General features: G+C 58.8%; 9 protein-coding genes. 6 read left to right on the top strand and 3 right to left on the bottom strand.

Annotated elements, in window-relative coordinates:
• Nucleotides 1-53: 53 nt before the first annotated feature.
• The 3 genes from ACP7BO_RS16265 to ACP7BO_RS16255 form a co-directional block, all read right to left on the bottom strand.
• Complete coding sequence (locus ACP7BO_RS16265) at nucleotides 54-953, bottom strand: SdiA-regulated domain-containing protein (RefSeq protein ID WP_426211452.1); 900 nt, start codon at nucleotides 951-953, stop codon at nucleotides 54-56.
• A gap of 133 nt (nucleotides 954-1,086) precedes the next feature.
• Entirely contained in the window at nucleotides 1,087-2,019 is a 933-nt protein-coding gene (locus ACP7BO_RS16260; RefSeq protein ID WP_426211450.1) for an SdiA-regulated domain-containing protein, read from the bottom strand.
• Nucleotides 2,020-2,468: 449 nt separating this feature from the next.
• Complete coding sequence (locus tag ACP7BO_RS16255; protein WP_426211448.1) at nucleotides 2,469-7,586, bottom strand: RHS repeat-associated core domain-containing protein; 5,118 nt, start codon at nucleotides 7,584-7,586, stop codon at nucleotides 2,469-2,471.
• Nucleotides 7,587-7,947: 361 nt separating this feature from the next.
• Between ACP7BO_RS16255 and ACP7BO_RS16250 the strand changes: the two genes are divergently transcribed.
• The 6 genes from ACP7BO_RS16250 (at nucleotide 7,948) to ACP7BO_RS16225 (ending at nucleotide 14,416) form a co-directional block, all read left to right on the top strand.
• On the top strand, nucleotides 7,948-9,189 hold the full coding sequence (locus ACP7BO_RS16250; protein ID WP_397455440.1) for an SfnB family sulfur acquisition oxidoreductase: 1,242 nt from the start codon (nucleotides 7,948-7,950) through the stop codon (nucleotides 9,187-9,189).
• A 14-nt stretch (nucleotides 9,190-9,203) separates the two neighbouring features.
• Nucleotides 9,204-10,400, top strand: a complete 1,197-nt coding sequence (locus ACP7BO_RS16245) for an SfnB family sulfur acquisition oxidoreductase (RefSeq protein WP_397455439.1) — start codon at nucleotides 9,204-9,206, stop codon at nucleotides 10,398-10,400.
• On the top strand, nucleotides 10,400-11,761 hold the full coding sequence (locus ACP7BO_RS16240; protein ID WP_426211445.1) for an LLM class flavin-dependent oxidoreductase: 1,362 nt from the start codon (nucleotides 10,400-10,402) through the stop codon (nucleotides 11,759-11,761). Before ACP7BO_RS16245 ends, ACP7BO_RS16240 begins: the two co-directional genes overlap by 1 nt.
• A gap of 99 nt (nucleotides 11,762-11,860) precedes the next feature.
• Nucleotides 11,861-12,658, top strand: a complete 798-nt coding sequence (locus ACP7BO_RS16235) for a MetQ/NlpA family ABC transporter substrate-binding protein (RefSeq protein WP_397455436.1) — start codon at nucleotides 11,861-11,863, stop codon at nucleotides 12,656-12,658.
• Between the two features lie 2 nt (nucleotides 12,659-12,660).
• Nucleotides 12,661-13,782 carry a methionine ABC transporter ATP-binding protein gene (locus ACP7BO_RS16230; RefSeq protein WP_426211443.1) on the top strand — a complete coding sequence of 374 codons (1,122 nt, stop codon included), beginning with the start codon at nucleotides 12,661-12,663 and terminating at the stop codon, nucleotides 13,780-13,782.
• Complete coding sequence (locus tag ACP7BO_RS16225; protein ID WP_060696528.1) at nucleotides 13,772-14,416, top strand: methionine ABC transporter permease; 645 nt, start codon at nucleotides 13,772-13,774, stop codon at nucleotides 14,414-14,416. The genes ACP7BO_RS16230 and ACP7BO_RS16225 overlap by 11 nt, the downstream gene beginning before the upstream one ends.
• The last annotated feature ends 27 nt before the right edge of the window (nucleotides 14,417-14,443 follow it).

Here is a 14,443-nt window from a genome sequence, read left to right as displayed (position 1 = left end):
TCAAACCGCCTCAAGAGCTCGCGAGCAAGCTCGCTCCTACAGTTTTTTATGTTTTATGGTTTTTTGAACACGTAAAACAGATTCGGCTCACTCACCACGTATAACGTCCCTTCGTCGTCCATGGCGACACCTTCCGCTTGTGGCACTGTTTTTTTCAGGCCATGTCGGCCCTTTTTCAGCGATAGCGTGCTGATGGGCCGCCCGTCTATATCCAGCTCCAGCAACAACCTCGACTCATCGGACAAAGCCAGCAAATGCCCGCTGCGCTCGTCAAACTGCAAACTCGACAGATCGCGAACAAACAACCGGGCATCACGCCGCGCATTGGTCACCACGTGGATGGCAGACGGCATCTGGGGATTGTCCTGAGGGAAGCCCCGCACTTCGTAAATCAGCATCGGATCACGCTCCTTGGCCACAAACAGACGTTTGCCGACCGAGTCGTATGCCAACCCTTCAAACCCCTTGTTACCCCGCAGATGGATCCCCAGCGTCAGTTGCTCCGCCTCCCGGGCATTGAGTACCTGAGTGTTGTCATCAAGCTTGACCTTGAAAAGCCGCTGCTCACGCTCGTCGGCAATCACGTAGGTATTGGCGTCTATAAACTCAACCGCCTCGGCATCGCCAAACCCGACCAGGGCAATGCGCCGCACAATCCGGCCATCCAGGGACAGCTCCACCAGTTCGGCATTTTTGTTGGTCACGGTAAACAGGCTTTTACGCAGCGGGTCGTAGGTCAGTGCCGAGACATCGTCCTCAAGCCCTTCAATCACCTGGCCTTGCAGCACGGCGCGATACTCGCCCAGATTGATCGCTGCGGGATTGGCGAGTTGCCACAGCCGGTTGACCTTGAACCAGGTGTGCTCGAACAGACGGTAATGTTGTGCGGCAAAACCGGCAGCAAGCAGAGCTAGAAGCAGAGCAAGAGCGCTAAAACGGTTGAAGCGGAGCATTGGGCCGAACTCTAAAAAAATCAGGCGGGTGAAATACCATGACCGGATTAATTCAAACTTAACAACCTGGCCCGCCTTGTGCGGGAGCCGGGCTTGCCTGCGTTAGCGTCGGCCAGGTCCTGGCGGTCAATGCTCAAGGCTTTTTGGCATTTTTCTCGAAGCGATAAAACAGATTCGGCTCACTGACCATGTACAGGGTGCCGTGCTCATCAATTGCCACCCCTTCCGCCCGGGGAATGGTGTTTTTGAGACCGTTGAAGCCGCTAAGCAAGGTCATGAAACTGACTTGCTCACCCAGTTCATCGAGCTCCAGCAGCATGTGCGAATCTGCCGAAAGCACCAGGGTATGGCCCGTTCGCGGATCAATGCTCAAGGCCGACAGGTTGCGCAAATCCAGCTCGTCGCTAGGCACTTTCTGCTTGGTGCCAGTGAGGGTCTGGCTGCCATCGCTTTTCCACACATACAACTGCGGCGGACGCTCTTCGCCCAGCAACAGTTGCTGGCGGCGCGGGTCCCAGGCAATGGCCTCAAAGGCTTTGTTCTGATTCCTGGAAGGCCCCAGGTTGTACTTGGGGAAGTCGGCAATATTCAGGGATTTGGTGTTCGCATCGATATTGATGATGGTCAGCAAGTGTTCGCGCTCATCGACAATGGCCAGCAGGCCATTTTCCATCACCGTCAGGCCTTCAGGGTTGCTCCAGCCCACCAGAGGAATTTTGCGCAGTACATCGCCATCGAGGGTCAATTCCACCAGGAACGGGTTTTTACCCATCACCGAAAACAGCGTTTTGCTCAGCGGGTTATAAGCCAGATCCGACGCTTCGTCCTTTTCCATTCCCGGTAACGGCTTGGCATCTATCGTCACCACGTAGTCAGGCAACCACACGCTTTCGTTCTGTTCTTGCGGGTTCTCAAACTGCTCCAGCACCCACAACGCACCCCGGTCATCCCAATGCATGATGGCCGACAGTGCATAAAGCAATGCGCCAAGCAGCAAAAGCCAGTAATACCAGCGCAGGCTAAAGCGAGAGCGCACCGGTGGGGTCAGCTGAGGATCTGAGGCCATTTGAATGATCTTCCGAGAAATTTGGCAACGTCTAAATATCACAAAGCGGGCAAACCGGCTTCCTGACTCCGGCCCATTATGCGGATGCAGTGTGAAATAAATGATAAAAACAGCGAAATGCATACCGGTCCCGGATGCATCTGAATGCGGATGTCTGAAGAAACTACGACCTCCAGTCGCCCGTCGGCTGCTGGAACAATATGAGTTGGCGTATCGAACTCTACAGCAGTGCCTCAAGAGTTATCAGGCCTCTACGGGCTCACGATCCCGAAAGTAGAGGGCTTCCTCAAGTTGTGGAACTCCAGGAGTTATTTATTTTGCAGTAACGCATTAAATCCCCCCTGCTTTAGCCTTACTGGCCTGGAACTTACAACTCCATGAAACTATGGGGGGCGAGGAAAACGCCCCCCATCCTGATCATGTGCTTAAAAATTTATCAATGCCTATGACTACATCACACGACACCTCTCAACTCGCCTCGCTATCCGGGCACGAGCATTAGTTGGAGCAGCAGGCAGAGGGTTCTGGCGGAACCATTGATTGTCAACCTCGGCGAAACTGTCCATTACGCTCAACCGGTGTGCTCGACCAGTTTGGGCATTTCGGGCCATTCCGCTAACATAGTTGTCTAATTGAGTACTGCTTACGATTCTTAATTGACGCGGGTTCTGGATGCCTGCTTGCCCCAATTGCCATGGGTAATACTGGGGATGGGAGCCAGATATAATTTGCCTCACCTCAATAACATAACCGGGGTTATGAACGAGGTGACCACTTCCCGCAGGATAGAGGTAAGGACCCGATAAAACATTCACGGGCTCTGAAGACGAAAGTTGCAGTGGCACGGGAGCAGTGGATGTCCCCGGTCGATAAACAGAGTTCCTGTTGGCTAAGTTGGTTTGCCCTATATTTTGCAAATCACCACGCGACAAGTACGGCAAGAAACTCTCTCGAATCGGTCCTTGCTCCAGCATCATGGAAAAGTCCATATCACGCATGGGTGGCGTCGCGGCACCCGCTCGTTGAGCCCCTCCAGGAAATGCCCTGCCTCCCCCGGGAACACCCCCTGCATGTTGCAGCCTGCCCTGCAACGAGCCCACGCGCATGCCGAATGCTTTGACGTTTTTGGCAGCGGCACTGGCAATCGACGGCGCCGCCGATGCCAGGCCCGTCGCCATGCCTACATAGCCCAGAATCCGCCCCGCGTTTTCATTGCCGCTGGTCAGCAAGACTATGGAGGCGACGTCTGCGGCCAGTGACACCACACTCAGGGTCGCAGTTGTCACCGCCACCATATAGCTGGCGGTCAGGGCTGCGGCAGGTGCCGCCAAAGCACCCAGTGACGCCACGGTGCCGATCATGCCCAGCACAAGCCCCGCTGCCGGCAACAGCCAGTCGGTCCACGCATGGCCCGACGGGTCGATGCGGTTCACCGGGTCGCCCGCGCAGTAGGCATAGCCATTGAGGCCGCCTTCACCGAAGGGGCTGAGGCTGTCGCGGCTGTGAAAACGCATCAGCACCGGGTTGTAGATCCGGTAGTCGCCGAGGAAATACCAGCCGGTGTCCTGTTCACGCAAGGCGCCGGCGTAGCCCAGTCGGCTGGTTCCCGGTTCAGTTGTGCTCTGGCCGTAGGCGCCGTAGACCGGGGTCTGGATTTGGTCTTTGGCTTGCGTGGTTATGGAGCCCTGGGCATCGGTGCCCAACAGCATGACTTCCCGCACAGCCGAGGCCAGTCGGCTTTCAGCAACCGGAACATTTCCGGCACGGACCCAGCGGGTTTGTGTGCTTTCACCCACCTCGCAACTGAGCTGGCCTGAGGTGTGGTAGCGCCAACGTGGACCGCCAGCGTCTTCGGTCTTGATGATGTTGCCACCGGGGCCGTAGTGCCAACGACGCTGGCCTGTAGGCAGAGTTACCCCGATCAGTCGGCCTAGGGCGTCGTAGTGCAGCGGATTACCGCGCTCGTCGCGTTTGAGATTGCCCAGAGTGTCGTACTCCAGGGTTACTGGTGCCGGGTAATCGGGTCGACTGTGGCTGACGTTTATCAGCTGGGTAAGGTCGGCGGGGTTGTAGCCAAACAGCGTGACGTTGTTGGCGCTGCCGTCGGCAAATACCGTTTCGAGGCGTCGCACGTTGTCCAGGGCGTCGTACTGGAAGTGTTGTTCGCGGTAGCTGCGACCGTGGGCGTCTTCGGGTAATTTCTCGCCCACTAGCTGCTGGGAAATCATGCGGCCACGGATGTCGTAGTCGAAGGTTTCGCGACGCACCAGTGTGCCGTCACGGGTCAGTTCGCGCTGGGTGAGCTTACCGTCTTTACGCCATTGTTGGGTTTGCACTTCTACCTGCTGCCCGGACGGGGTGCGGGTTTCGGTCGTGCGACGGGCCAGACGGCCGAGGTTGTCGTAGTCCAGGGTTACGGTCATGTCTCGCGAACCATCTTTTGATTGGGTGTGCTGCCGGTGAATCCGCGAGGCTACATCGTAGGTGATGGTGATCGTGACGTCTGGGCCTTGCTGCACACTCAAGCGCCCGAACTCATCGTACTGACAGCGCTGTTCAGCACCATCGGCATCGGTCAGGCGGGTGACCTTGCCCGCAGGTGTGGTGGTTTGCTGTTGTGAACGCGGTTGATCACCGTGCCAGGCGTAATCGGCCTTGGTCAGCAAGCCCGACGGCGACCAGTGATCTTTTTGCAGGCCCAGATTGCCCTGCGCTTCCAGCAAACGGCCACTTAGCGGATCGTACGTGTTGAATACGCTGATGTCCGGGGCCTGCAGCGACAGCAGCGCGCCGCCCAGTTCCGGCTGACGTTCGGTGACGACTACGGTGCCATCGGGCAAGGTCTGGGTATGGGCGTGGATTTGTCCTTCGGCGTATTGCCATTCAGAGACACTCTGGCCGACCTTTTCCCACACCAGTCGGCCAAGACCGTCGTATTTACGCTCTCCCAGTACGACTTCGTTAATACCCAAAGAAGGATGAGAGATTGAGACCGTGGCCGGTAATTCACCGTCGTGGCCTTCGGCATAGGTGCGCTTGATCACACTGCCATCTGGCAGCGTGGTCGACACCAGCCGGTCCCGCACATCCCATTCCTGCAAGGTCTTGCGACCCATGGCGTCAGACTGACTGATGCAGCGGCCCAGCCCGTCATAGCTCCAGCCCAGTTCGTGCTGCAGCACGCCGTCGGCGCAGTACAACTGCTCGGTCAACGGCTTGCCATCGAGGGTATGGGTGGTGACGGTTTTGGCCCCGGCCACGCCATTGGCATCGGTCTGCCAACTGGTACCGGTCAGGGCTACCGGGTCGGCCAGAGTGTGCTGGGTGACGCCGTCCGCCGACGTTTCGGTCAGCACATTGCCCCAATCGTCAAAGGTGCGTTCGGTAGTCAGGCTCAGGGCTGGAGTGTCTTCGTTACCGGGGTCGTAAGCGGTCTCACGAAATACCCGGCCTAACACGTCATATTCGCCGGTCCAGGCGGTATAGGTCTGACCGCTGTCGGTCTGTTTCTCACGTCGCACCTCGCGACCCATACCATCCAGCCAGACCGTTTCCTTACGCCCGGAAGCGCCGATTCGGGTCTGGCAGCGCTCGTTCGCTGACAACGAATAGGCCCAATTGACCGCGGCTTCGAACGCCGAATCCGGTGCGGCGACTTCCTGCACTACACGGCCCAGGGCATCGTGGGCAAAGGCGATGCGCATTTGTTCATCGGTCTGCTCGGTCACCATCAGGCCTGAGTACAGATCCTGTGAGGACTGGGATACAGATGAGTGCCCGTCGTACCCGGTGATGGTTACGTTTTCCTGCAGTACGGCACGCTCAATCGACCGAGCCCCTCGCGTTTGAGTGAGCATGTAGCTGTAGGTTCGGGTCGTGCTTTTACCCTGCACAGTCTCGGTTTCACTCAACATGCGAGCGTGATGGGGCGAGGTTGGATCAACGATAAAGGTCTGGCTGGAATGCACCAGTTCAGTCAGGTTTTCACCTTCAACCAGCAGCAAACGCTCTTCACTGCTCTGGACGAAAGTCGGCAAGGCAAACTCCGGAGCATCCTGCCGTACCGGCAATGATTGATAACGGTATCGAGTCTGTTTAACCGGGCCCTCGGTGCCGGGTGGCGGGCTTGCGGTACGACTTTTCAGACGGGTGATACGACCCAGCGGATCGGCCGGGCAATGGTCGGTCTCACCACTGACCGGGTAGTACTCCGACGCTTCAATGCCACCCAACGCATTGCGGTGCCAAACCGGATTGCCCAAGTCGTCGTAACGGGTCTCTTCTTCAGTGCTCAGTTCACGCAACACCCGCTGCCCGTCTAGATGCGCCTTGCGGGTGATCACCTTGTGCGGGAACTGGAAGTAAGGCAATTGCCGGGCAATGGGCAGCCAGGGTTCGTCGTAATAAGTGGTCTCGGTCTCCTGCAGCGTCTGGCCCTGCAAGGTGCGTTCCCGGGTCAGCAAGTGAAAACGGTTAAAGGTGCGGGACACTGTTTGCAAAACAGTACCCCGGGTATCCATCAGGGTTTCGGTGGAGCCGTATAGAAAATCGCCACCCCCGGTCAGGTGATAAAGATTGTCCTCACGGTTGCGCCACTGCCGCACTACCGGCCAGCCGAAGTAATTGTTGGAACCATAAAGGCCATAGTCATAACGAACCAACTGCACCGGTTGCCCGTCGCCCGGGTCCTTGCGGGTCTGGCTGACTACCGGCATCCGTGGGAACGGCGCCCCCGGCGGCAACGCCAGACCGTTGGCCTCGCTGTAGGTCACTTCCTCGGTGCTACCGGTGGGCTGGGTGCATTTGCTCAGCAACAACAAGCCCGAGCTCGCGGTGCTGTAGTCAAATTGCCAACCATTGTCGGGAAGCCCGTCCACCGTCACCCGGCGCAACTGCCCGGAGATGCGCTGAAAATTCATCACCATCTGCGAGGGAGTATCGGGCTGTAGGGTCAGATGGGTTTGCAAACCTTCGTAGGAAAGCGCCACCACAGTTCGACCCTGAGCATCGCTGACCTTTTGCAGATAGGCCGCGTTACCGATGGAGCGCCAGTCAAAACTCAGGGCACTGCCATCGGCTCCCACCAGGGTGCTGACCACCCACAAGCTCGGATTCCCGGCCAATGGAATCAGGCGCTCGGAGGTACCGTCGTTATGCCGCACCCACATTTCCTGACGCTGCACCGTAACCGTCACCACCGGCAAGCGAACGTCGGGAAAGCGCATGTTCTGGCCAACAATCTCCCCACGAAAACGCTCGCCGGAATTGAGCTGCAACTGCTGACTAGCCCCGTCCCAGGACGTGGTGCCGAGCATCCAGCCCAGACCAAAACCCTGGTCGTCGGTCATCAACGGGCTGTAGCCGAGGCGCAATTGGCTGATCGGGCCGCGTAAATCGTTGGCGGCCCCGGTGGGCAGGGTTATCGAGGCCGAGAACATGCCGGTGCGTGGATCGACCCCGGCACTGATACTGCTCATGAAGTTGTAGGCCCCCGAAAAAACGTCGCCGCTGCTGAACAGATTGGCTGCGGATTGGCTGTGGGGGGTTTGGTCGGTTGAGTCGGTCACGATGGCTATTCCTTAGCGCGATGGAAAGAAATAGCAAAATAAAAGCGCTGACTTGAGGCCAACAATGAGCAGGACTTGTAGGTAACGACGCGACAAAAAGCTCCGTTCGCGCAAGAGCGCCGCAACCCGATGACGCAACCGCAACCCTCAGCAAGACGAATCGTCTATCCATATTCCTAAAAGTTAGTTCTTTTAATTTTTATACTCAATTAGGGTATATGCACCGGACCACCGGACTTTCCAGCTTTTATCCGCACCGCTCAAGCGGTGCTCCAATGAGATGCGAGGTAGGTATGGTCCGTAACACAATTACCCTTGTGGAAATCGCCAGGGCATTGCGTGCAGCCAAGGAGCAGCAGTGATGTCGAACCTGGCGAATGCACACCTGCAAAGCGACCTGGATGTCGCGCCCTTGTTGCTCGCAGCGCACATCCTGCGCACCGACAACGAAGCCCTTCAAGCTGCACGCGATCTGGCTGACGCCGCCCGTGAGCACGCCGCAAAACGCGATCAGCAACGCAAATTGCCGTGGTCACTCATTGAGCAGTTCACCCGCAGTGGACTTGGCAGTATTTCCATTCCCCGCGAGTTCGGCGGGCCACAGGTATCGTTCGTCACCCTGGCTGAAGTGTTTGCCATTATCTCGGCTGCCGACCCGGCGCTGGGGCAGATTCCGCAGAACCAGGTGGGCATTCTCAATCTGATTTCGAGCACCGCGACCCCGTCGCAAAAAGAACAACTGTTCAGCAGCGTGCTGCAAGGCTGGCGCATTGGTAATGCAGGGCCTGAGCGCGGTAGTAAAAATACCCTCGACTTGAAGGCACGCATTACCGCTGACGAGGATGACCTGGTTATCAGCGGTCAGAAGTTTTACTCCACCGGTGCACTGTTCGCGCACTGGATCGCAGTCAAGGCGCTCAACGACGACGGCAAACCGGTCATGGCCTTTGTTCGCCGCGGTACTCCCGGCCTGCGCGTTGTCGATGACTGGTCCGGCTTTGGCCAGCGCACCACCGCCAGCGGCACCGTGTTGCTCAACAACGTGCGAATCGATGACGAACTGGTCATCGACAGCTGGCGCCTGAGCGAAGTCCCGAACATTCAGGGCTCGGTGTCGCAACTGATCCAGGCCGCCATCGATCTGGGCATCGCCCGCGAAGCCATTACCGACGCCATCAGCTTTGTACGTGAACGTTCCCGGCCGTGGATCGACGCCAACGTTGAACGCAACAGCGATGATCCCTATGTCATCGCCGACATCGGCAAATTGAAGATCGAGCTGCACGCGGCCGAAGCCTTGCTGCGCAAAGCAGGCCGGGTACTGGATGAAGTCAGCGCCGCGCCGATTGACGCGCAGGCCGCCGCCCGGGCTTCGATTGCCGTAGCCGAAGCCAAGGTGCTAAGCACCGAGCTGTCGTTGCTGGCCAGCGAAAAACTCTTCGAACTGGCAGGCAGCAGCGCATCTGTGGCCCGGTACAACCTCGACCGCCACTGGCGCAACGCACGGGTTCACACCCTGCACGACCCGGTCCGCTGGAAATACCACGCCATCGGCACCTATCGCCTCAACGGCACCCTGCCTGCCCGGCATTCCTGGATTTGACTACGGAGATACCCATGTCACTGATATCCAAACAGGTCCCGGTCATCCGCAGTGATGCCGAGGCCCTGAGCGTCGCCCGTGAGCTCGCCGCACATTTCAAACGCGAGAGCGCTGTACGCGACCGCGAACGACGCCTGCCCTTTGATGAACTCGAACTGTTTTCCCACACCGGCCTGTGGGGCATCACCGTGCCGAAGGCCCTGGGCGGCGCCGGTGTGTCCAATGTCACGCTGGCACAGGTGGTGGCGTTGATTGCTGCTGCTGACGCCTCGCTGGGGCAAATCCCGCAAAACCATTTTTATGCACTTGAAGTACTGCGGGTCAATGGCACGCCGGCGCAACAGGCGCGGCTGTATGCCGAGGTCCTGGCCGGGCAGCGCTTTGGTAATGCCCTGGCCGAAACAGGTACTAAAACCGCCCACGACCGTACGACCCATCTGGCCAAAGCCGAAGACGGTTACCGCATTACCGGTCGCAAGTTCTACGCCACTGGCGCCCTGTATGCGCAGCGGATTCCGACCTCGGTAGTCGATGACAACGGCGTACAGCACCTGGCGTTTGTGCCCCGCGACAGCGACGGCCTGACCGTGATCGACGACTGGAGCGGCTTCGGCCAGCGCACCACCGGCAGTGGTTCCGTGCTGTTCGACAATGTATTCGTCGCCACTGAAGACGTGATCCCGTTTCAAAGCGCCTTTGAGCGCCCGACCCCGGTTGGCCCGCTGGCGCAAATCCTCCACGCAGCCATCGACACCGGCATCGCCCGCGCCGCCTTTGAAGACGCGCTGCATTTTGTAAGCACCAAGACCCGGCCCTGGATCGATGCCACCACCGATATCGCCAGCGAAGACCCACTGACCCTGAAAAGCTTTGGCCACCTGAGCGTGCGTCTGCATGCTGCCGAAGCCTTGCTGGAGCGCGCCGGTGAACTGCTGGATATCGCCCAGGCCAATACCCATGCCGGCACCGTGGCAGCCGCCTCGATTGCGGTGGCAGAAGCGCGCGCCATCAGCACCGAGATTTCGCTGGCCGCCGGCAGCACCCTCTTTGAACTGGCGGGCAGCCAGGCCACCCTCGCCGAACACGGGCTCGATCGTCACTGGCGCAATGCTCGCGTCCACACCCTGCACGATCCGGTGCGCTGGAAATATCACGCGGTAGGTAACTACTACCTGAACGATGTAAACCCGCCATTGCGGGGGACCATCTGATGAGCAAAAAGAAAATCCTGATCAATGCCTTCAACATGAACTGCATTGGCCACATCAACCACGGGTTGTGGACTCATCCACGGGACACCTCCACCCGATTCAACACCCTGGAATACTGGACGGAGCTGGCACAGCTGCTGGAGCGCGGGCTGTTTGACGGGCTGTTTATCGCCGATATCGTCGGCGTCTACGACGTCTATCAACAGTCGGTTGATGTTCCGCTCAAGGAGTCGATCCAGCTGCCGGTCAACGACCCGCTGCTGCTGGTATCGGCCATGGCGGCCGTGACCAAAAACCTTGGCTTTGGCCTGACCGCAAACCTGACCTACGAGCCCCCGTATTTATTCGCGCGCCGCATGTCGACACTGGACCACCTGACCCGCGGCCGCGTGGGCTGGAACATCGTCACCGGTTATCTGGACAGCGCGGCCAAGGCCATGGGCCTGACCGAGCAAGTCGAACACGACCGGCGCTACGACCAGGCCGATGAATACCTGGAGGTGTTGTACAAACTCTGGGAAGGCAGCTGGGAAAACGGCGCCGTGGTCAACGACCCGGCGCAGCGCGTCTATGCCCGGCCCGACAAGGTGCACAAGGTCAAACACGCCGGTGAGTTCTACCAGGTCGAGGGTTATCACCTGTGCGAACCCTCACCGCAGCGCACGCCGGTACTGTTTCAGGCCGGCAGTTCGGATCGCGGGCTGGTGTTTGCCGGGCGCCATGCCGAGTGTGTGTTCATCAGTGGCCAGACCAAGGCAGCGACCAAAGCCCAGGTCGACAAGGTTCGCGCCAGCGCCGTGGCGGCAGGACGCAACCCGGATGACATCAAACTGTTTATGGGCCTCAACGTCATCGTCGCGCCCACCGAAGCCTTGGCCCGGGCCAAGCGCGAAGAGTACCTGGGCTATGCCAGTGCCGAAGCCGGAGTGGCGCATTTTTCCAGCTCCACGGGCATCGACTTTGCCGACTACGAACTGGACGAGCCGATCCAGTACGTGAAAAACAACGCCATCCAGTCCGCCACCAAAGTGCTGCAAAACAACGACTGGACGCGCCGCAAACTGCTTGAGCAACACGCATTGGGCGGACGCTACATGACGTTGGTGGGTTCACCGGAACAGGTGGCCGACGAGCTCGAATCGTGGATCGAAGAGACCGGTCTGGACGGCTTCAACCTGACCCGCATCGTGACGCCGGAAAGCTATGTCGACTTTATCGACCTGGTAGTCCCCGAGTTGCAGCGCCGGGGTTCCTACAAGACTGCGTATGACGTCGGCAGCCTGCGGCAAAAACTGTTTACCGAAGGCGACGCACACTTGCCCGGGCGGCATACCGGCGCCGGTTACCGCCAACCCGAATAACCCTGCAGGAGCGAGCTTGCTCACGAGCCGTCAGATGCTCGCGAGTAAAGCTCGCTGCTACAGGATTTGAATTCTGAATTTTTGAATGGAATTTGCCCCATGCACAAAAAACACTTAACCCCACTGGTTATGGCGCTCGGACTGTTCAGCGGCATCGTGTTCGCCAGCGACGCCCCGCTCAAGGTCGGCACCACAGCGGCCTTTGCTCCCGCCCTTGAAACGACGGTGAGCGAAGCCAAGAAGCAAGGCCTTGATGTCGAGCTGATCGAGTTCAGCGACTGGATCGCTCCCAACGTCAGCCTCAATAGCGGCGACATCGACGTGAACTACTTCCAGCACATCCCGTTCCTGGAGAACGCCAACGCTGCCGGCGGGTTTAATCTGGTGCCCTATGCCAAAGGCATCATCAACAACGTGGGCCTGTACTCGAAAAAATACAAAAGCCTGGACCAACTGCCCCAGGGCGCTACGGTGGCCATCGCCAATGACCCGATCAACAGCGGACGCGGCCTGCAACTGCTGGCCAAAGCCGGCCTCATCACCCTCAAGCCCGGCGTAGGCTACAAGGCGACCGAAGAAGACATCATCGCCAATCCGAAAAACATCAAAATCCTGCAGGTCGAAGCCGTACAGCTGGTGCGCGCTTATGACGATGCCGATCTGGTGCAGGGTTACCCGCACTACATCCGCCTGTCGAAAAACTTCGATGCCAACTCGGCACTGTTGTTTGACGGCATCGACCACCCGGAATATGTCATTCAATTCGTGATCCAGCCCAAGAACAAGGACGACCCGCGACTGGCAAAATTTGTCGACATCTACCAGCACTCGCCTGTGGTCAAAGCCTCGCTGGATAAGGCCTACGGCACCCTGTATCAACCTGGCTGGGATAACTGAACATGAACGTGGCTATTGCTCGCGAGCGGCTCGATCAGCCGCAGCCTGGCGCGACCCACACCCAGCTGCACCCTGAACTGAGCCAGGCCCATGTGCGTTTTATCGGCGTGGGCAAAACCTATGAAGGTAGCCAGGGACCGGTGGATGCCCTCAAGGGTATCGACCTGGCGATTCAGCACGGGGAGATTTTCGGCATTATCGGCCGCAGCGGTGCCGGCAAATCGTCGCTGATCCGCACCATCAATCGCCTGGAGCAACCCAGCAGCGGTCGCGTGCTGATCGATCAAACCGACATCGGTGACTTCGATGAAAACCGGCTGGTGGCGTTGCGCCGGCAAACCGGCATGATCTTCCAGCACTTCAACCTGATGTCGGCCAAAACCGTGTGGCAGAACGTCGAACTGCCGCTCAAGGTTGCAGGCGTGCCCAAGCTGCAACGCGAGCAAAAAGTCCGAGAACTGCTGGAGCTGGTGGGCCTGCAAGGCAAGCACACGGCCTACCCGGCGCAGCTTTCGGGCGGGCAGAAACAGCGGGTCGGCATTGCCCGCGCGCTGGTCCATGACCCGGCGATCCTGCTCTGTGACGAGGCCACCTCGGCCCTTGATCCGGAGACCACCCAGTCGATCCTCGGCCTGCTGCGCGAGATCAATCAGCGCCTGGGCCTGACCATCATCCTCATCACCCACGAGATGGCGGTGATTCGCGATATCTGCCACCGCGTGGTGGTACTGGAACAAGGCCGGATCGTCGAGCAGGGCCCGGTGTGGCAAGTGTTCGGCGACCCGCAACACGAGGTCAGCAAAACCTTGCTTGCACCGCTGCAAGACAGCCTGCCCGAAGCCCTGAAAAACCGCATCAGCGCACAGCCGGCATCGTCACATTCAAGTGTGATTCTGCGTCTGCGTTTTACCGGCAGCCAGGACCAGGAACCGGATCTGGGTGCGTTGTTCAGCGCTCTGGGCGGACAGGTGCGGCTGCTGCATGGCGGGGTTGAACAGATTCAGGGCCATGCCCTGGGCCAACTGTTGCTCAGTGTGACCAGCTCCTCACTGGGGGCGGACGAACTGCGCAAGCGCGCCGAACAATGGGCACAACAGGTCGAGGTCGTGGGTTATGGGATATGAGCGTTTATGGCAGGGGGTGATCGACACCTTTTTGATGGTCGGTGTGTCGTCGCTGATCGCATTGATATTGGGCATCCCGCTGGCGGTGATTCTGGTCACCAGCGCCAAGGGTGGAATCTATGAAGCCCCCAGATTGCACAAGGCTCTGGGCGCGTTCGTGAACCTGTTCCGCTCCATTCCCTTTCTTATTTTAATGGTGGCGCTGATCCCGTTTACCCGCCTGATTGTCGGCACTACCTACGGCGTCTGGGCTGCCGTCGTACCACTGACCATCGCGGCTACGCCATTCTTTGCGCGGATCGCCGAAGTCAGTTTGCGCGAAGTGGATCACGGCCTGATCGAAGCAGCGCAGGCCATGGGCTGCAAACGCCACCACATCATTTGGCACGTGCTGTTGCCAGAAGCTTTACCGGGCATTGTCGGCGGTTTCACCATCACAGTGGTCACCATGATCAACTCATCGGCCATGGCCGGGGCCATTGGCGCGGGAGGGTTGGGCGACATTGCCTACCGCTATGGTTATCAGCGCTTTGACACTCAGGTCATGCTGACCGTGATTGTGTTGCTGGTGGTGCTGGTGGCGGTGATTCAGCTTGGCGGTGATCGCCTGGCCCGCGTACTGAACAAACGCTGAGGTATAGTCGGCGGCCACTGCCGCCGA

Origin of the sequence: Pseudomonas sp. TWR2-1-1, assembly GCF_049897045.1 — a bacterium.
GTDB classification, from domain to species: Bacteria; Pseudomonadota; Gammaproteobacteria; order Pseudomonadales; family Pseudomonadaceae; genus Aquipseudomonas; species Aquipseudomonas versuta.
Note: the sequence above shows the minus strand (reverse complement) of the source record. Positions and strands in the feature narration are given on the sequence as shown.

Bases quoted from the DNA above. Each gene is read 5' to 3' on its own strand.
- ACP7BO_RS16240 (WP_426211445.1), top strand. From the start codon at position 10,400: ATGAGCAAAAAGAAAATCCTGATCAATGCCTTCAACATGAACTGCATT.
- ACP7BO_RS16250 (WP_397455440.1), top strand. From the start codon at position 7,948: ATGTCGAACCTGGCGAATGCACACCTGCAAAGCGACCTGGATGTCGCG.
- ACP7BO_RS16265 (WP_426211452.1), bottom strand. From the start codon at position 953: ATGCTCCGCTTCAACCGTTTTAGCGCTCTTGCTCTGCTTCTAGCTCTG.
- ACP7BO_RS16225 (WP_060696528.1), top strand. From the start codon at position 13,772: ATGGGATATGAGCGTTTATGGCAGGGGGTGATCGACACCTTTTTGATG.
- ACP7BO_RS16260 (WP_426211450.1), bottom strand. From the start codon at position 2,019: ATGGCCTCAGATCCTCAGCTGACCCCACCGGTGCGCTCTCGCTTTAGC.
- ACP7BO_RS16245 (WP_397455439.1), top strand. From the start codon at position 9,204: ATGTCACTGATATCCAAACAGGTCCCGGTCATCCGCAGTGATGCCGAG.
- ACP7BO_RS16235 (WP_397455436.1), top strand. From the start codon at position 11,861: ATGCACAAAAAACACTTAACCCCACTGGTTATGGCGCTCGGACTGTTC.
- ACP7BO_RS16230 (WP_426211443.1), top strand. From the start codon at position 12,661: ATGAACGTGGCTATTGCTCGCGAGCGGCTCGATCAGCCGCAGCCTGGC.